This window comes from Corynebacterium pseudopelargi (assembly GCF_003814005.1).
GTDB lineage: Bacteria > Actinomycetota > Actinomycetes > Mycobacteriales > Mycobacteriaceae > Corynebacterium > Corynebacterium pseudopelargi.
This window is the reverse complement of the sequence record NZ_CP033898.1, coordinates 2,172,272-2,189,099: the sequence shown is the minus strand read 5'-3', so window position 1 is coordinate 2,189,099 and position 16,828 is coordinate 2,172,272. Positions and strand designations below refer to the sequence as shown.

Below are 16,828 nucleotides of genomic sequence, written 5' to 3'. Positions count from 1 at the left end.
AAAGCCCTACAAAAATACCTGCGTTACGCGCGCGCCGCGAACGCAAACGCCCAGTAAGAAGCTAGGTTTGTTAAACCATGAGCCCCATTTCTAAGCCCGAGGCCACCGGAAAGCGTGTGATCGCTTCCATTCTCTTGGCAGTGCCCCTGCTTGCTGGTGTAGGCGTGGCGGCAACAAGTGATACCCAGATCGCATCCACCTGGACTAATACTGAGCAGTCTCAGGGAGCACCCGCGGCGGTGGCGATGCCCGATCTCAGCGAGGTGCGCAGGGCGGTGGGCAATGCCAACGCCCAGTCCTCGATGCTCAAAAGTGGCACCAAGCAGCTTGTCGACGGCACCGAGAAGCTCAAAACCGGCTCCCAGGCCCTAGGCGATGGCGTGCATGAGGCACGCGATGGCTCGCAGCAGCTTGCCAATGGCATGACTGAGCTTCAGGCGGGCACCGCCCAATTAGGCGATGGTGCCACCAAGGTTGCCGATGGCGTGGAGGCCGCGGTGAATCAGATGGTGGGCCTGGAAGCTGCCAGGGGGCAGATCTTAACGGCTATTGAAGATGCCCAGGCCGATGTGGAAAATAGCGTGGATCCGCGCGCTGCGGAGATGAAGCAGCGCCTGGCGGAATTCCATGAGCGCGTGGAGGCCGCCGCCTTAGATGAGGGCACGAAGGCGCAGTTAGAAGAGTTGCGTAATGGATCGCGCGAGGTGGCCAATCAGCTTGCCGTGCCAGGCTATGGCTATCACGATGGCATCTATAGTGCTACGAAGGGTTCGAAGGATTTAGCCAGCGGGCTCAATGAGCTATCCGGTGGGGTGGATGAAGCAACCAGTGGCGTGGATCAATTAGATGAGGGCGTGAAAAAGATTGATTCCATGGCTCAAGACACCAGCGCCAAGCTCACCGCGGCGCAGCGGGCACTGCCCGCTATAAGCCCTGGCACGCAGGAGGCCGAAGAGGCAGGGGTGAGCCAATCGCTTGCGCCGCTGTATGCCTTCTTTATTGCAGCCGGGATCATGTTGGCCGCTGCAACGCGAGTGCGTGATTGGCGCGGTAGTGCCGTAGCAATTGCAGCACTCGGTGTGCTCGCTGCCGTGCTCGTTGGAGTGTTGGGTGTGGGCATGAGCGCAGGCGCCGCCCTGATCGCCGGTGTGGTGGGTGTGCTGGCAGCAGCGCTTTCTGCAGCAATGACGATGGCCTTGATGCGCATCCTTGGCCCTCGCATTGGCCTTGGGCTGAGCTTTTTTGGTTTGCTTGCCCAGGTGGGCGTTGTTGGTTGGGTGTGGAATAAGGCAGCGACCGAGTCGATTGCCTCAGGCCTTGAGGCACTAGCGGCGTTGATGCCGCTGAATTACCCCACCTTGGCCTTGAGTGCTGTGGGCAATCAGGTGGGCGGCGCGGCTTTGTGGGCGCCGCTGGCAGTGATGGTTGCGTTGATTGGGGCTGCGGCTGCGAGCTTGAAGATCGTCCCGGAATCTGGCACGGAGGACGTCGAAAAGCGAACAATGTGACAATTGTTACGCGCGTGACTGGTGTGATTTAGGCTGGTGCGGTTGTTTTTAGGCAAAAGGTTCCGCTACGTTGTAATAACGAAATCATAACGACGGATAGACACTATGTCTGCACGCCGAAGAAAGGACCCCCATGCGCAACCGCGTAATCGCCTCAATCGCTGCCCTCGCCGCCAGCGCCAGCCTTATGCTTGCCCCCAATGCCTCGGCAGCGGAGCCGAACGCGGTGCTCATCGGTGATTCCGTGCCCGCGAACCCCTCCGTAGTGTCCTTCTTTGCCGGCAAAGTCATTGCCAACCCCTCCAGCGTGGTACTGCCCGAGGGCGTATTTGTAAACCAACTCGGCTGCGGCACCGATAACCGCATGTCCGACGCCTTCGGCCGCGGCGCAGGCCAGCCCACCGCCAACTTCACCTGCGCAGGTGCAAGCCTGGCCTCCGGCGGACGCCACGTGATCGACCTGATCAACGACGCAGCAGCCACCGGCCAGCTCGGCCCCCACACCACCCAGGTTGGCCTGCTTGCAGGTGCCAATGACACCTACCCCTACAACGGCAAAGAATCCCTGGAGCAAATCTTCACCCGCATCCACGTTGCCATGCGTGATGCCGTCAACCGCGTGAAGGAAGTAGCACCCAACGCCCAGATCAAGATCCTGGACTACCCCACCATCGCACCCGACGGCAATGTCTGCCTGATCCGCGTGGCCCCCGGCCAGACCGTGCCTTTGTACCTGCAGGCCATGGCCGATTATGAAAACGGCCTGAGCAACACCCTGCGCACCGTCTCCCAGGAAACCGGCGTGAAGTTCGTCGATTCCAAGATCCCCACCGCAGGCCACGGCATGTGCTCCGATGATGCCTGGTACGCAGGCCTGATCGACTTCGGCGCCGGCCCGCACAAGCTGCCCGTGCACGCCACCGACATCGGCCTCGACACGGTAGGCGAGTTCGCTGGCCGCGCCTAGGGCCTAGCACCTGGCGTCTGAGCTGACGATTGTCCGCCGCTGCCTGCTGATGAGCAAGCGCACCTTCGGGTGCGCTTTTTCTATGCCGACTTTTGTAGCCGCGTCCTATCGTGCCGGGTTGAGCGGGCCTGGTTTGGGGCAGGGGATAAGAAAAACCGCAGCTCAGAAAGTTATAGTCTTTCTGATCTGCGGTTGGTGGTCGGGATAACAGGATTTGAACCTGCGACCTCTTCGTCCCGAACGAAGCGCGCTACCAAGCTGCGCCATATCCCGGCATAACACCTGCGTGCTACCCAGAACAGCATAGTGAGCTGTGCCTGGAACTCCAAAACGGCAGGTCGCAGCTCAAACGCTGTTGGGGCGGGCGTGCGCCCGTGGAAAAGCCTAAACCTTTTCCACCAAGCGCAGCAGCGTGGCAGAGGGCTTGCAAAACAGGCGCACGGGCGCGAACTTGGACTGGCCAAGGCCGTTGCTGACGTGCATGAACATCTTGCCAAAGCGGTGCAGCCCCTTGCAGCGCTCCGGGTCGATGCCGCAGTTGGTCACCAATGCCTTCCCACCGGGCAGGCAGACCTGGCCGCCGTGGGTGTGGCCGGATAAGGAGAGCATGTAGCCGTCGGCCTCAAAACGCTCCAGCACGCGGGGTTCGGGAGCGTGCAGCAAGGCTAAGGAGAGGTCGGCCTCGGGGTGGGGTGGGCCAGCGATCTCCTCATAATCGTCCAGGTCGTGGTGGGGATCATCCACCCCGGCTGCGGCGATCTTGAGCCCAGAGGCCTTGAACTCGTGGCGGGCTTGGTTGGCGTCCATCCAACCGTGTTCCACAAAGGCTGCCCGCATCCCTTGCCAGGGCAGTGGCACGCGGCTGACCTTGCGCTTTTTGCCCAGCAGATACTTGAAGGGATTGACTGGTCTGGGGGCAAAGTAGTCGTTGGTGCCAAATACAAACAGGCCTGGGCGTCGCAGCAGCGGCTCAAGGGCACGCAGCACGCCTGGCACGCCTTTTTGGTCGCTTAAGTTATCGCCGGTATTGACCACCAGGTCGGGCTGCAAGGCGTCCAAGGAGCGAACCCACTCCTGCTTCGCGCGCTGGGTGGGGATCATGTGCAAATCGGAGATGTGCAGGATACGGAAGGCGTCTCGCCCATCGAGGGTGCCCGGTTCAAGGATGGGTACTTCTACCTCGTGGAGCCGGAACTGGGTGCATTCGCGCATAGCCCAGCCCAAGGTGGCAGCCCCGCCAAGCGCAAGACCGCCGAGTGCACGTGCCGTTACCTGAAAAATTGAAGCCACTCGATCAGCCTACCGGTACTCTCAAGGTATGAGTGAACTCAAGCAAACCATCCGTCAAGACCTCACCACCGCCATGAAGGCGCGCGATAAGCTCACCACTTCCGCATTGCGCATGTTGCTTTCGGCGATTCAGGCGGAGGAAACCAGCGGTGCTCGCCATGAGCTTGACGACGCCACCGTGCTCAAAGTCATCGCCCGGGAAATTAAAAAGCGCAAAGAATCCGCCGAGGTCTACGCCCAAAACGGCCGCCAAGAGCTTGCCGATACTGAATTGGCAGAGGCCAAGGTATTCGAGCAGTACCAGCCGGCTCAGCTTGACGATGCCGAACTCGAAGCCCTCGCCCAGGACGCAGTAAAAGAAGCCGCCGGCGATGGCGAGGTTTCGATGAAGCTCATGGGCAACGCCATGAAAATCGCCACCGCCAAAGCCGATGGGCGCGCCGATGGCAAGCGCCTCAGCGCCGCGGTACGCGCAGCCCTGCAGGGCTAGTCAGCCGCCAGGAGCAAGCCATGTTCCTGGCATTACTGCCCCAGGAGCCTCCTGATGGAATCGGTAATGCTGTCTACGTCCTGGCTCGGAATCTCCGGCACCGGAGGAATAGACGGCACTACCGGTTGCGGTGCTGGCCTGCGCGCCGGGCTGCCATCAGAGATGTACAAGGTGATGGTTGAGCCCTTGCGTAGTGGTGTGGGCACGCTGGTGCGAAGCACCTGATCTTTAGGTTTGCCATCGCCTGCAACGTACTGTCGCACCACCTTATAGCCCTGCTTGGTCAGTTCGCGTTCGGCACTTGCTACATCGCGGCCAATGAACTGATCTCCCAGCGTGGCCGAGCGCCCGCGGCGGTAAGTATCACCAATCGGTGCCAGATCGCCCTGCTGGGCAATGTTGCTGGCATTGGCCGCAGAGAACCAGGTGCGCGCTGGTTCATCGCCGCCATAGAGGCTTCCGGCACCACACTGCTGCACCGGCGAGGTACACAGCGGCGCCACCGAGGTGCCGTCGTTATAGATGTAGGTTACGGCAGCATAGGCGGAGTTAAAGCCCATAAACGCAGCCGATTGGTGGGATTCGGTAGTACCAGTCTTAGCGGCAAGCGGGGTAGACCAATTAAAGGCCTTCGCGGCATCGGCGCCGGTGCCCTTGATAGTGTCTTTGCTCAATGCTTGCCCCAGCGCATTGGCGGCATCGGCATCCATTGCGTCTTCGCAATCGGGGCGCTCTAGGAACACCTCATTGCCTTCTGCATCGGTGACGTTTTCAATGGGGTTCGGTTCGCACCAGCGGCCATCGGAGGCGATTGATGCTGCCACATTGGACATTTCCAAGGCATTGATCGCGGTGGGCCCAAGGGTATAGGAGCCTAAGTTGTGGTCTTTCATGTAATCGGCAATGGAGGATTCACCATCAAAGGTGCCTGCTTCCTCGTAGCTTCGCAGCCCAAGTTTGACGGAAAGATCCACCACCTTGTCCACGCCCACTTCGCTGATGAGCTTTACAAATGGCGTGTTCGGTGAATATGCCAGGGCATCTTGCAGCGACATCCTGGAGGCATAAGAGCCGGAGTTTTCCACACAATAGGTATTGGCGGGGCAGTTATCGGCGCCGCCTTCGCCTAAGCCTTTGGCCTCATAGCGGGTGGGCACATCGAGCATGGTGTCGAGCCCGTAGCCATCTTCTAGCGCGGCACCGGCGGTAAAGACCTTAAATACTGAGCCTGCGCCAGAGCCCACCAGTGATGCCGTCTGTGGCAGCACCGTTTGGCCGGCTTCAAGGTCAAGGCCATAATCGCGAGAAGAGGTCATGGCCAAAATCTTGCGGCTATCCCTACCCGGCTCAATCACATTCATCACATTGGCCACCCCAGGGGTAGATGCAGGCACTTGGCCAGTCACCGCATCATGTGCGGCAGCTTGCACCTCGGGGTTTAAGGTGGTGCGAATGGTATAGGAACCAGAGGTAATGGTGTCGAGGTCTAGGCCTTTTTCGCCCAGGTACTTCAGCACATAATCACAAAAGAAACCGGCATCGCCTGCGGCAATACAGCCATTGGGTAGCCCACCTGGTTGCTCTTGTACACCAAGTGGCTCGCTTTGATAGCGCGCGGCATCTTCGGGTGTAATCGCCCCGGTTTCGGCCATGGCGCCTAGCACTTCATTGCGGCGATCAGTCACGGCCTCGGGGTTGGTGTAGGGATTGAAATAGGAAGAAGATTGCACGATACCGGCAAGCATCGCGGCTTCGGGAATGGTTAATTCCGCCGCTGGTTTTGCAAAGTAGGTTTGCGCCGCTGCTTCCACCCCATAGGCGTTATTGCCGAAGGGCACGAGGTTGAGGTAGCGAGTTAAGATCTCATCTTTGCTTAGGTTCTCATCGATGCTGGAGGCCATGCGCATCTCGCGCAGTTTTCTAGGAATCGACGTCTCTGTTGCTGCCGCCTGCTCATCGGGATTGTCTGAGGCCACGAGAAGCAGGTAGTTCTTCACATACTGCTGATCCAAGGTAGAGGCGCCCTGTTCCACGCCCCCGGCCACCAAGTTGGTGGCCATGGCGCGCAGATTGCCCTTGAGGTCTACGCCATTGTGCTCATAAAAGCGGCGATCCTCGATGCTTACGATGGCGGCTTTCATTGGCTCGGCAATGGCCTCAGAGGGCACCGAATAGCGCCGCTGTTTATAGAGCCACGCCATGGGCTCGTCGTTGGCATTGAGGATGGTGCTTACACCGGGGGTGGCTCCGAAGGTGAGATCATCAATATTTGATTGCATGGTCTCGTCCGTGCGCTCAATAGCCACGGCGGAGATAGCTGCGACGGGGGTGAGTACCACGGCAGCGATCGTGCCGGCGGCGAGTGCGCCACCGACCATTTTGATCAGAGATTTCCCTACAGACACGGTTACACCCTACTGGCTTCCTTGGCTGCGCAAAAGAAGCGATGGCGCACCCCCGCCTCTTTGAATGCCCATGTGACCCGCTTGGGGGTAACCCATGAAGTGTGATCCATTCGCTAGATAGGTAGGTGGGCGAATAGAATTATACATGTACGTTTTCGGCGCTCGAGCTTGAGCGTCGATCGGGTCCCCAATGTGTGGCAGGAGGCGTTCAACGTGACCACCTCGTTGATCAAAGAAACCAGGCGTGACCCCTTTGCGGTCGAGTCCAATGAATTGGATGTAACAAGCCCTCGGGGTGAATGGGTGATGAGAGCTACTTGCCGTCATGTGGATCCAGATGCCCTATTCGTGCGAGGTGCTGAGCAGCGCCAGGCCGCCACGATCTGCGATGGCTGCCCCGTGTTAATGCAGTGCCGCGCCGATGCTTTGGATAATCGCGTGGAATTCGGCGTGTGGGGCGGGCTTACAGAGCGCCAACGTCGCGCCATTTTGCGCAAGAACCCCCACGTGGATAACTGGGCAGAATTCTTTGCTCAAGGAGGCGAGCCCGTCGGGCTGTAAAGGCCTTTGAGCTTCTTGGCATTAGTATGTGCCCTATGAACAAATGGGAATACGCAACTGTGCCTCTTATTACTCACGCCACCAAGCAGATCCTCGATACCTGGGGTGAAGATGGCTGGGAGCTCGTGGCAGTGATGCCCGGGCCGAACCCGGAAAATGTGGTGGCCTACCTCAAGCGCCCGGTGCAAGCATGAGCAAGCCTTCTGAGCAACTCGCAGCACTCGGCTTGAGCCTGCCGGAGGTCGCAGCACCGGTTGCCGCCTATGTTCCGGCGGTGCGCGTTGGCAATCAGGTGTGGACTTCGGGGCAACTGCCCTTTATTGATGGCAAACTTCCCGCCACCGGCAAGGTGGGCGGGAAGGTAAGCGCCGAGGATGCTAAGGATTACGCCCGCACGGCTGTGCTGAACGCGCTGGCTGCGGTGGATAGTTTGGTGGGCATTGATCACGTCACCCGCGTGCTGAAGATCGTAGGTTTTGTGGCTTCCGAGCGTGACTTCGGCGGCCAGCCTGGGGTGATCAATGGTGCAAGCGAATTGATTGGCCAGGTCTTTGGCCAGGCTGGTGCCCATGCCCGCAGCGCTGTGGGTGTTGCTGAACTTCCTTTGGATGCTCCGGTGGAACTTGAGCTGGTGGTCGAGGTAGACGCCCCTTAACGGGGGAGTGTTGTAGTGCCCGATCCTGCCGGTTTGGGTGCTTGATCCAAGAAAAGTTTTCCGTTTCGCGGGGTCAGGGTGAGGGGTGAGCCACTTCCACCCCAAGAACTAGTCGCGCGTCATAGATGTGTCCTAAGCTAAACCCTATGGAGCATCCCGCTTACAGTCAGCAGAGGCCGGTGACCCCGTCCACTTCCGTGGTTCTTTGCCCGAATCCGGGGTACGCGTCACTGGAAGGTACCAACTCGTGGATTATTCGTGGCGAGGAGGATCCTCGCGCCATCGTGATTGATCCCGGCCCTGCGGATGAAGGACACCTGAATGTCTTGCACCGTTATGCCGATGAAGTGGCCTTAATTCTTGTCACTCACCGCCACCATGACCATGCCGATGGTGCTGAGCGCTTCCGCCAGCTCACCGGCGCCCCCGTTCGCGCCTTCGATGCCGCCTATTGCATGGGTGGTGGCGAGCCGCTGCGCGATGGGGAGATCATTGCCGTTGATGGCGTGACGCCGCAGATCGAGGTGGTTGCCACCCCCGGCCACACCGCCGATTCTGTGTCCTTTTTTATCTGGTCTGGCAAGCCGCACGAATCCACCCTGGAGGCCATCGCTACGGGCGATACCATTGCAGGGCGCCACACCACCATGATCTCTGAAACCGATGGTGATCTTGGCCAGTACCTTGACACGCTCGATCTTTTAGAGCGCCGCGGCAAAGATGTGCACCTGCTGCCTGGGCATGGCCCCGATGGTGAGAACTTGGCTGCCTATGCCCGCAAGTACATTGATCGTCGCCATCAGCGCTTGGATCAGATTGTGCAGGCGCGCAAGGAACTCGGTGAGGATGCAAGCCTGAAGGAGCTTATCGACGCCATCTATGACGACGTTGATCCTGTCCTCCGTGGCGCTGCTGAGCAGTCCACCCGAGTGGCCCTGCGCTATCTCGACGCCCAATAACGCTTCAGACCACACAGCAAACGCTCCCGGCAACAAGGCCGGGAGCGTTTGTGTTTCTTGTATTAGCGTGCGCGCTTGGCTAGGTGCTCGGTATCGATGATGAGTACCGACTTGCCTTCGAGGCGAATCCAGTTGCGGTGCGCGAAGGTGGCTAGCGCCTTGTTCACGGTCTCACGCGATGCGCCAACGAGCTGGGCAATTTCTTCTTGGGTGAGGTCGTGGTTCACGCGCAGTGCGCCACCTTCTTGGGTGCCGAAGCGATTGGCAAGCTGCAGCAGGGCCTTTGCCACACGGCCTGGCACATCGGTGGAGATGAGGTCGCCAAGCGAGGCGTTGGTGCGGCGCAGGCGGCGGGCCAGCATGCGCAGGAGCTGCTCGGAGATCTCGGGGTAGTCAGAGATCCACTTGTGCAGCATGGTGGAGGTCATGGTGGCTGCGTGTACCTCAGTCACGCACACGGCAGAAGAGGTGCGCGGGCCTGGATCGAAGATGGACAGCTCGCCGAACATATCGGAAGGACCCATCACGGTGAGCAGGTTTTCGCGGCCATCGAGTGCGTGACGGGCGAGCTTCACTTTGCCAGAGGTGATGATGTAGAGGCGGTCGCCTGGTTCACCCTCTTCGAAGATTGTGGCGCCTCGGGGGAAGCGAACCGTCTCCAACTCCTTGATCAGATTCTCCACCGCCACAGGGGCGACTCCCTGGAAAATTCCGGCGCGGGAGAGGGTCTCTTGTACACCTTCCACGTAAGTACTCCTCATGTCGTCGACGCCTGGTGCGCGGTGCACCCCGATGCTCGGTGGGCGTCATGATGTGGTCAGTTGTGCTCTTTTGCCTAATGGGGCAGTGACACAGCGGACATTATCTTGTTGTTCTTGAGTAACCTTACTATGTGGTTCGTCACGTCTGCACGCATTCATTTAGAATCGTCACATCTTCAGCCCACTCGCTGTTGCGTCGGGGGTAGTGTGTGCCAGCTCGCAACACCTAGAACTTGTGCAACTTCACCCAGTCACATGTGGGAAATGTCTAGACGCTCCTGGGGTTTATGTCCGTTTATGTGTGATTCTGTGGACTTTTATCCTCTTTTCTACCCCCTACCCCCATTTGAGGGCAACCCGTCAGGCCGGGGACACCGGCACTGAGCTGTGGACCTGGCAACTATTGTGGTGGGCATGCCATCTCGAACGCCCCACAAAAGCAGCAACTCAGCGCTTGCAAAAACTCGGCGTGCCCGCAAGATCAACCGGATGCTCGCCCAGGCCTATCCAGATGCGCACTGCGAACTCAATTTCAGCAACCCGCTCGAACTCACCGTCGCCACCATCTTGTCGGCCCAGTGCACCGACGCGCGCGTCAATACCGTGACTCCGGCACTATTTGCCCGCTACCCAAACGCGGCGGCCTACGCGGGTGCCAACGAAGCAGAGTTACAAGAACTCATCCATTCAACAGGCTTTTATAAGGCCAAAGCCCGCAACATCATCGGCATGGCCCAGCGCCTTGTCTCAGATCACGATGGGCAAGTGCCTGAAGATTTCGATGCCCTTCTCGCCCTTCCCGGGGTGGGGCGAAAAACAGCGCACTGCGTGCGCGGCAACGCCTTTGATTACCCAGGCCTGACCGTGGATACGCACTTTGGCAGGCTGGTGCGAAGGTGGGAACTCACCACAGAAGAAGACCCGGTGAAGGTAGAACACGCCATCGCTGCGATGATTCCTAAGAAAGAATGGACCATCTACTCTCATCGCCTCGTCTTTCATGGCCGCCGCGTGTGCCACTCACGCAGACCGGCGTGCGGTGCATGCCTATTAAAGAAGGTGTGCCCAAGCTATGGCCTTGGCCCGACGGGGATAGAGGCAGCCGATTTAGTAAGCGGCCCTGATGCCGAAGCCCTCATTGCAATGGCTGATATGAGCGATAAAGGAGCAAAGTAACACCGTGCGCAAACCCATCATCACTTCCATCGTCGTCTTCGTTGGCATCCTGGCGTTGCTCTTTGCCCTGCTCCAGATGGGTCAGGGGGAAGAATCCACACAGGATGCCGCTGAAAGCAGCACGAATGGCGAGCTGTTGGGCGTCGACAAGCGACCAACCTGCCCCAAAGTAGACCTTGGCACCCCGCTGCCGTGCCTTGGGGCGGGAGTAGAAAGCGCGCCGAGCCAGGCCAAGTACACAGTGGTCAATGTGTGGGCCTGGTGGTGTGGGCCGTGCCGCGAGGAACTTCCCGCTGTTGAGGCCTTTGCCAAGGAGCACCCCGAATACGCGGTGGTGGGCGTTCATGCAGACCCCAATGCCGCCAATGGTGCCGCTTTGCTTAATGATCTCAACTTGGATCTGCCCAGCTACCAAGACGGCGAAGGGCAATTTGCGGCCACCTACTCGCTGCCAAACGTGGTGCCAATTACCTTGGTGCTTGATCAAAACGGCCAGCTCATCGGGCAAAAAGCCCAGGTGTTCCATAGTGCTTCGGAGCTGAACACGGCGATCAACGCTATCGTGGGTGGCCAATGAATCCAGATGCCAGCCGCCTAGCCAAGCTACGCCCGGATAGTCCGGGCGAAAACATCACGCTGCAACCAGAGCGAGCCCCACTGTGGATGCGCGGGCTCGTCCACGACGTGGACCAAGGCCACCTCGATGCGCGCCTGCGCAAGGCATTAAAACCCGATGCCGCCATTGATCACCGGCGTGAGGCGGCGGTGCTGATCTTGCTTGCCGGGGCAGAAACCTCAGCAGAACTGCCCAATGATGCCGCCGTGCTGCTTACTCACCGATCCCCGCGCCTGCGCTCGCACTCAGGGCAAATGGCCTTCCCCGGCGGAAGGCGCGATAAAGAAGACGTCAATGCCGTCGATTGCGCCCTGCGCGAGGCATGGGAGGAAACCGGGCTTGATCGCCACAGCTTAAGCCCATTAGCGCAGCTACCCGAGGTGCATATCCGCGCCACCGGCTACCCCGTGCACCCGGTGCTTGCCCACTGGCATAGCCCCTCCCCGGTAGGGGTAGTAGACCCAGGTGAGGCCGATGCGGTGGCTAGTGTGCCTTTGGCTGAGCTTTTGGCGCCAGAAAATAGGCTCACCGTCGCCCGCGGTGGTTGGCATGGTCCGGCGTTTCGCCTCAATGGCTTTATTATTTGGGGTTTTACTGGCGGTTTGCTCGATGCCATCATCTCCCAGGCGGGATGGGAAAAAGAGTGGGACCGCGATAGGCACTACGATCTGGTGGAAACCCTGGCTCGTTCCCGAAACAAAGAGGCAGTCGGGGATCTGACCGAAAGGAAACCCAACGCGTGAGCCTCGGGCTGATCGTCGATATCGTCATTATTGGCATCTTGTTCATCGCCTTTTTTGCAGGGTGGCGCCAAGGTGCCGTTTCATCGGTGCTTTCTACCATTGGCGTGATCGCAGGATTGATTTGCGGCGCGGTGCTCGCCCCCTTGGCCATGCAGCTCAGCGATTCCCAGGCCATGCGCTTTATTCTCGCCCTGGGCGTGTTGGTGTTATTGGTGGGCATTGGCAACATGGCAGGTGCTGCCATTGGCGCTGCGTTTCGCGATGGCTTTTTGTGGAAGCGCCTGCGTGGGCTTGATTCGCTGATTGGGGCCTGCTTCCAAACTGCCGCAGCGCTGCTGGTGGTGTGGCTTGTTTCCATTCCCATTGCATCAGGGCTTCGTGGCCAATTGCCGCAGGCGGTGCAGGAATCGAAGGTGCTGGCCCAGGTAGATCGCATGGCTCCGGGGCCGGTGAAGAGCCTGCCTTCGAAGATTTCGGCCATGCTCAACGACTCCGGTTTGCCGCCGTTAGTCTCGCCCTTTACCCAGGGCAATCGCCCCGTGGTGGACGCTCCTGATATTCAGGTCAGCGATGAAGAGCTCGTGCGGCGTTTGCGCCCCTCGGTGATCCATGTGCTTGGCGAGTCTCAACGATGCGCCCGCACGCTCATGGGCTCAGGCTTTGCCGTGGATAATCAGCACGTAATTACCAATGCGCACGTGGTGGCCGGCACCCAAACCGTGAGCCTGGATACGGTGCTTGGGCTCAAAGAGGCGCAGGTGGTCTACTACAACCCAGAGATGGATATTGCCGTGCTTGCCACCGAAGAACTCGACGTGCCGGCACTGCAGTGGGCGCCAGAGCCTGCGCAAACCGGCGATGATGCCATCGTGCTTGGCTTCCCCCAGTCCGGGCCTTATACCGCCTCACCTGCAAGGATCAATGATCGCATCACCATCTCTGGTCCCAATATCTACGCCGGTGGCCGCGTGGAACGCGAGGCCTATACCGTTCGAGGCAATATCCGCCAGGGCAATTCAGGTGGTCCGCTTGTCGACGCCAACGGCAACGTCCTCGGCGTCGTGTTCGGAGCCTCCGTGGATTCATCCGATATTGGCTACGCACTCACCGCGCGCCAAGTACAAGAAGCCATCGGTGATATCGGCGCACTGCAAACGCCAGTAGATACCCAAGAGTGCGTGGCGCACTAAGGCCGCGGGCTTCTAGTGCTTCATTAGGGAGTTGAGTGCCCGTTGAGGTTGCGCTCTACCTCGCGGGCAAAAGCGCTGATACTTCGCACGAAGGCCTCTGGCTGCTCCAGGTGCGGCCGTTGGCGTGCACCGGGGATGCGTTCGGTGGAAAAGCGCGATTCGCAGCGCTTTGCCCCGCGGCGCACCAGCACCCGAGACAGCGCCGAGGCGTCGCTGAACATGCGCACCGGAACACCCACCTTCTCCGTTGCCCAGCGCACCGGGGGCACATTGACCACATAGCGCGACGTTTTAGCCACCGGTGTTGCCGTGGATTGAATCGACATGGCAGTAAAGCGGAGCTGGAGTTCTTCTTCAAAGGCGGCGCTGCGCTGATAGTCCAGGGACGTAGTAGTGCGAAGATCCCTGGCAATGATGCGTTCGCGGTGGCCCCAAAAGATCCTCGAAAGCACCTTGGGCAAACGAAACATGCTGGTCATTGCCAAGAGGTTGCTAAAGTGCCAGGGGCTTGAGATGATCGCCCGGCGCAAATCCAGGGGGTGAATACTGCCTGCTGTGCACAGACTTTTGATCCGCTGTGGTTCATGCGCTGCCGCCAGCCAAGCAATAGCGGCACCTGCGCCAATGCCAACCACATGGGCTTGATTGTGGCCAAGGGTGCTAATGCAGCCCAACAAATCGCCTACCGCCTCGCGGTGGGCGTAGCCCTGCGGCGGTTTATCCGACATGCCATAGCCACGCATATCAATCGCCGCAACATGAAAGCCCTTCTGCGCCAGCGGGGCGATTACGTGGCGGAAATCAAACCAGCCTCCGAAGGAATCGTGCAATAGCAGCACCAGGGGGTCGCTTGGATCGCCAGCGGTGGCAGCATGCAGGCGCACACCACGGGTGTGCAGCATCTGGTGTTGGAAATCGCCCTCGAAGGCCACCACCTTTGGTGAGAGCTTGCGCTTAAAGCGCTGCTGCGCACTGGGGAGGTTTGCAGTCAATGGGCTCGGGCTCAAGAGATGTTCCTTGGAATACGCCGGTGCCTCCACCAAAAAAATCACGGTGGGGCATAAGGGCTGGAGTAGTAGAGGTGAGGGGGAAATTCAAAGGCAACACCCCGCGGCCCTGGTGGGCGCGGGGTGGGAAAGCATGGCTGGCTTAGCTGTACATGCCGCGGGTCTTTGCATCCTGGTTGGCCTCAGCCTTGCCAGGAACCAGCGTCTTGAGCTCGCCTACCGATTCGATGGTCTTTTCCGGCTTGCCAATCTTCTTTACCTTGCGGTAGCCGAAGAGGGCGAGAATGGCTGCCAGGGCCACCATGATCAAGAAGACGATTAGGAATCCGGCCCAGCGATCCATCCACTTGGAAAGCAGCTCGGCGAGGAAGAAGAAAAAGAAGAAGGAGCTATACAGCGCCAGGGTGCCGGCTACACCGAACAGGCCACCGCCGATGGCGCCCTTTTTAGCCTCGGCTGCCAACTCGGTTTTGGCCAACTCAACCTCGGAGCGGAACAGCGAAGACATCTGCGCGGTGGCCTGGCTGACCAAACCGCCGATGGAATCCTTGCTCACCGAATCAACATCGCTTAGCGGAATGGAGTTGACCTGCGCCTGAAACGTCTCTGCGCTGTCGGTGTAAAAACCACTGTCCTTGCTCACGGGATTGTCCCTCCACGATCGTTCTTAGGGTATTTGCCTACGTAGTTACTCAATATGGTGCCACGAAACGCTGCTTAAAGCGAAGTTGAGCCTTATTTCTACAATGGGATCCATGCCTCATCTTGCAGATTTTGCCGCCCATCCTGATCTTGAGCCTGCACTTACGCAGGCACATCAGGCAATTCAAGCGGTGCATCGCAGGCCAGTGAATTTAAGAAAATTCGCCCTCACCAGCTCAGAGTCCGCCGTTCGAGGAGCGGCCATGGCGCAACGCTGCAGCGGCATCGATCTTGAGCAGTGCATCGCCGCCTATAGCGTGCTTGCCCCCGATGTGGTGGACACAACCACCCGCACCTTCCTGCGTGCCCCACTGCAAGTACTGGCCAAAATCGATGTGCTCGCCGGCGGCGATGGGCGCCCACGCCAAGGCAGCGCACCCCAACTACAACAACTCGCTGCACTCTTGCAGCAACGCCCACCTGCCGATGGCGCGATCCTCGCCGGAATCGTGCAAGCCGTGATTATTGCCAGCGAGGCATTTGGGCCTCGATCCATCGTGGTTGCACTCGTAGCAAGCAGGTGCACAGCGATCAGTTATGGCTTTGATCCCCGAGGGCTAGGCGTGCCAGAAACCTGGCTGCACCGCCACCGCAAGCACTACCTAGCACTAGCGCAAGCAAGCCTCGGCTCCGAGCAAGCCATGGTCGATTTTCTTGGTATATTCCTGCAGGCCTATAGCAAGGGGGCCGAAGAAGCTGAAGGGATCGCCCAAGCCGCACAGGGCTAGAAAATGAACATGGCTAAGGCCTGGGTAATTGAGTGGGGGTTAGGCGCGGGGGCGTCGAAAAGCCCACCATAAACCGGCAATGCCTGCCACTGCCGCTGCCAAGCCTGTGCTGATGGTCATGTCACGCTTGCTGGGCATAGTAAAAAGCGGCACCGGATTATCAAAGCTCATCATCTGCCAACCACGTTCGGCAGCGATCTTGCGCAACTGCCGATCAGGATTAACCACCACCGGATGCCCCACCGCCTCCAGCATGGGCACATCACTGATGGAATCTGAATACGCAAAACAACGCGAAAGGTCATAACCCCTGGTTGCGGCCCTAGCGGCCAATGCCTTGGCCTTCGCCTCACCCTTGCAATAAAACAGCAGCTCGCCAGTAAACTTGCCGTCTTTTACCTCAAGCTCGCTGGCAATCACATGCTCAATGCCAAGCTCCTGGGCAATCGGCTCCACCAAAATTTTGGCCGAGGCAGAAATGATGACCACCTCGTGGCCTTTGGCCTTATGCTGCTCAATCAAGGCGCGCGCCTCGGCATAAATGGTGGGGCAAATGATGCTGTGCATCGTCTCGCTGGCGATCGCCTGGATCTGCGCCTGGTCCCAACCAACGATGAGCTTGCTTAATTTATCCCTGGTGGCGTCGAGCTGCTGGGCATTGTGCCCGCCGAGCATGTAGCTGGCCTTGGTCATGCTCATCTGCAAAGCCTCGCTGGGGCTGATCAGGCCGGATTGCAAAAATTCCTTGCCGTAGGCCAGGGCAGAGGATGTGGCGATGATCGTTTTATCAAGATCGAAAAGTGCCGCGATTCGGTGCTGCTGTGCGGGGGTGTTGGTATCCGGCTGCGTGGTGGCATCTGGCGGGGTGGTGGCATCCGGCCGTGCTGACCGCGTTGCTGACCGCGCTGTTGACCGCGATGGCGGCTGCGGGGGCTGGCCAGGGATGCTCATAATGAGTCTCAGCATATCTTCTTAGCCGCACACAAGCCGGCCAATTATGGCAAGCAGCCATGTGAAGCATGTGACGCAAAGAGCCTTAAGGGGCAAGTTTTCCACAGCCTTGCACCCGC

The 16,828-nt window shown here is 59.2% G+C and carries 18 protein-coding genes and 1 tRNA gene; 12 read left to right on the top strand and 7 right to left on the bottom strand.

The window, feature by feature from the left end; all coding sequences use genetic code 11:
* Positions 1–77: 77 nt before the first annotated feature.
* Entirely contained in the window at positions 78–1,508 is a 1,431-nt protein-coding gene (locus CPPEL_RS10300; RefSeq protein ID WP_123961037.1) for a YhgE/Pip domain-containing protein, read from the top strand.
* A gap of 133 nt (positions 1,509–1,641) precedes the next feature.
* Positions 1,642–2,475, top strand: a complete 834-nt coding sequence (locus CPPEL_RS10295; protein WP_123961036.1) for a GDSL-type esterase/lipase family protein — start codon at positions 1,642–1,644, stop codon at positions 2,473–2,475.
* A 196-nt stretch (positions 2,476–2,671) separates the two neighbouring features.
* On the opposite strand, the gene CPPEL_RS10290 is transcribed toward CPPEL_RS10295, so the two are convergent.
* Positions 2,672–2,748 (bottom strand) — tRNA-Pro (locus CPPEL_RS10290).
* Positions 2,749–2,859: 111 nt separating this feature from the next.
* Positions 2,860–3,765, bottom strand: a complete 906-nt coding sequence (locus CPPEL_RS10285; RefSeq protein WP_123961035.1) for a metallophosphoesterase — start codon at positions 3,763–3,765, stop codon at positions 2,860–2,862.
* A 28-nt stretch (positions 3,766–3,793) separates the two neighbouring features.
* On the opposite strand from CPPEL_RS10285, the gene CPPEL_RS10280 reads away from it, so the two are divergent.
* The gene (locus tag CPPEL_RS10280; protein ID WP_123961034.1) at positions 3,794–4,255 is read left to right on the top strand and encodes a GatB/YqeY domain-containing protein; all 462 of its coding nucleotides are present in this window, start codon (positions 3,794–3,796) and stop codon (positions 4,253–4,255) included.
* 32 nt (positions 4,256–4,287) lie between these two features.
* Here the strand turns inward: CPPEL_RS10280 and CPPEL_RS10275 are convergent, their stop codons facing one another.
* Positions 4,288–6,660, bottom strand: a complete 2,373-nt coding sequence (locus tag CPPEL_RS10275; protein ID WP_123961033.1) for a transglycosylase domain-containing protein — start codon at positions 6,658–6,660, stop codon at positions 4,288–4,290.
* A 213-nt stretch (positions 6,661–6,873) separates the two neighbouring features.
* On the opposite strand from CPPEL_RS10275, the gene CPPEL_RS10270 reads away from it, so the two are divergent.
* From CPPEL_RS10270 to CPPEL_RS10255, 4 genes are all read left to right on the top strand, one after another.
* Positions 6,874–7,221: a WhiB family transcriptional regulator gene (locus CPPEL_RS10270; RefSeq protein ID WP_277750509.1), complete on the top strand. Its 348-nt coding sequence runs from the start codon at positions 6,874–6,876 to the stop codon at positions 7,219–7,221.
* A gap of 35 nt (positions 7,222–7,256) precedes the next feature.
* Complete coding sequence (gene sp36, locus CPPEL_RS10265) at positions 7,257–7,415, top strand: Sp36 family protein (RefSeq protein ID WP_164470327.1); 159 nt, start codon at positions 7,257–7,259, stop codon at positions 7,413–7,415.
* Complete coding sequence (locus CPPEL_RS10260) at positions 7,412–7,876, top strand: RidA family protein (RefSeq protein ID WP_123961031.1); 465 nt, start codon at positions 7,412–7,414, stop codon at positions 7,874–7,876. The genes sp36 and CPPEL_RS10260 overlap by 4 nt, the downstream gene beginning before the upstream one ends.
* Before the next feature lie 125 nt (positions 7,877–8,001).
* The gene (locus tag CPPEL_RS10255; RefSeq protein WP_425453795.1) at positions 8,002–8,835 is read left to right on the top strand and encodes an MBL fold metallo-hydrolase; all 834 of its coding nucleotides are present in this window, start codon (positions 8,002–8,004) and stop codon (positions 8,833–8,835) included.
* Positions 8,836–8,897: 62 nt separating this feature from the next.
* On the opposite strand, the gene glxR is transcribed toward CPPEL_RS10255, so the two are convergent.
* Positions 8,898–9,581, bottom strand: a complete 684-nt coding sequence (glxR, locus tag CPPEL_RS10250) for a CRP-like cAMP-activated global transcriptional regulator GlxR (RefSeq protein WP_123961029.1) — start codon at positions 9,579–9,581, stop codon at positions 8,898–8,900.
* 429 nt (positions 9,582–10,010) lie between these two features.
* Between glxR and nth the strand changes: the two genes are divergently transcribed.
* Genes nth through CPPEL_RS10230 form a run of 4 tightly spaced genes read left to right on the top strand, consistent with a single transcriptional unit; the run spans position 10,011 to position 13,321 of the window.
* On the top strand, positions 10,011–10,772 hold the full coding sequence (gene nth, locus CPPEL_RS10245; RefSeq protein WP_123961028.1) for an endonuclease III: 762 nt from the start codon (positions 10,011–10,013) through the stop codon (positions 10,770–10,772).
* Between the two features lie 4 nt (positions 10,773–10,776).
* Positions 10,777–11,349: a TlpA family protein disulfide reductase gene (locus tag CPPEL_RS10240; RefSeq protein WP_245990442.1), complete on the top strand. Its 573-nt coding sequence runs from the start codon at positions 10,777–10,779 to the stop codon at positions 11,347–11,349.
* Complete coding sequence (locus CPPEL_RS10235) at positions 11,346–12,131, top strand: NUDIX hydrolase (RefSeq protein ID WP_123961027.1); 786 nt, start codon at positions 11,346–11,348, stop codon at positions 12,129–12,131. Before CPPEL_RS10240 ends, CPPEL_RS10235 begins: the two co-directional genes overlap by 4 nt.
* Positions 12,128–13,321, top strand: a complete 1,194-nt coding sequence (locus tag CPPEL_RS10230) for a MarP family serine protease (protein ID WP_123961026.1) — start codon at positions 12,128–12,130, stop codon at positions 13,319–13,321. Before CPPEL_RS10235 ends, CPPEL_RS10230 begins: the two co-directional genes overlap by 4 nt.
* A gap of 23 nt (positions 13,322–13,344) precedes the next feature.
* Here the strand turns inward: CPPEL_RS10230 and CPPEL_RS10225 are convergent, their stop codons facing one another.
* Complete coding sequence (locus tag CPPEL_RS10225; protein WP_245990440.1) at positions 13,345–14,328, bottom strand: alpha/beta hydrolase; 984 nt, start codon at positions 14,326–14,328, stop codon at positions 13,345–13,347.
* A gap of 142 nt (positions 14,329–14,470) precedes the next feature.
* The gene (locus CPPEL_RS10220; protein ID WP_123961025.1) at positions 14,471–14,971 is read right to left on the bottom strand and encodes a phage holin family protein; all 501 of its coding nucleotides are present in this window, start codon (positions 14,969–14,971) and stop codon (positions 14,471–14,473) included.
* A 112-nt stretch (positions 14,972–15,083) separates the two neighbouring features.
* On the opposite strand from CPPEL_RS10220, the gene CPPEL_RS10215 reads away from it, so the two are divergent.
* Positions 15,084–15,758 (top strand): hypothetical protein, encoded by a 675-nt coding sequence (locus tag CPPEL_RS10215; protein ID WP_245990438.1) that lies wholly within the window; start codon positions 15,084–15,086, stop codon positions 15,756–15,758.
* 39 nt (positions 15,759–15,797) lie between these two features.
* On the opposite strand, the gene CPPEL_RS10210 is transcribed toward CPPEL_RS10215, so the two are convergent.
* Positions 15,798–16,712 carry an HAD family hydrolase gene (locus CPPEL_RS10210; protein WP_425453826.1) on the bottom strand — a complete coding sequence of 305 codons (915 nt, stop codon included), beginning with the start codon at positions 16,710–16,712 and terminating at the stop codon, positions 15,798–15,800.
* Between the last annotated feature and the right edge of the window lie 116 nt (positions 16,713–16,828).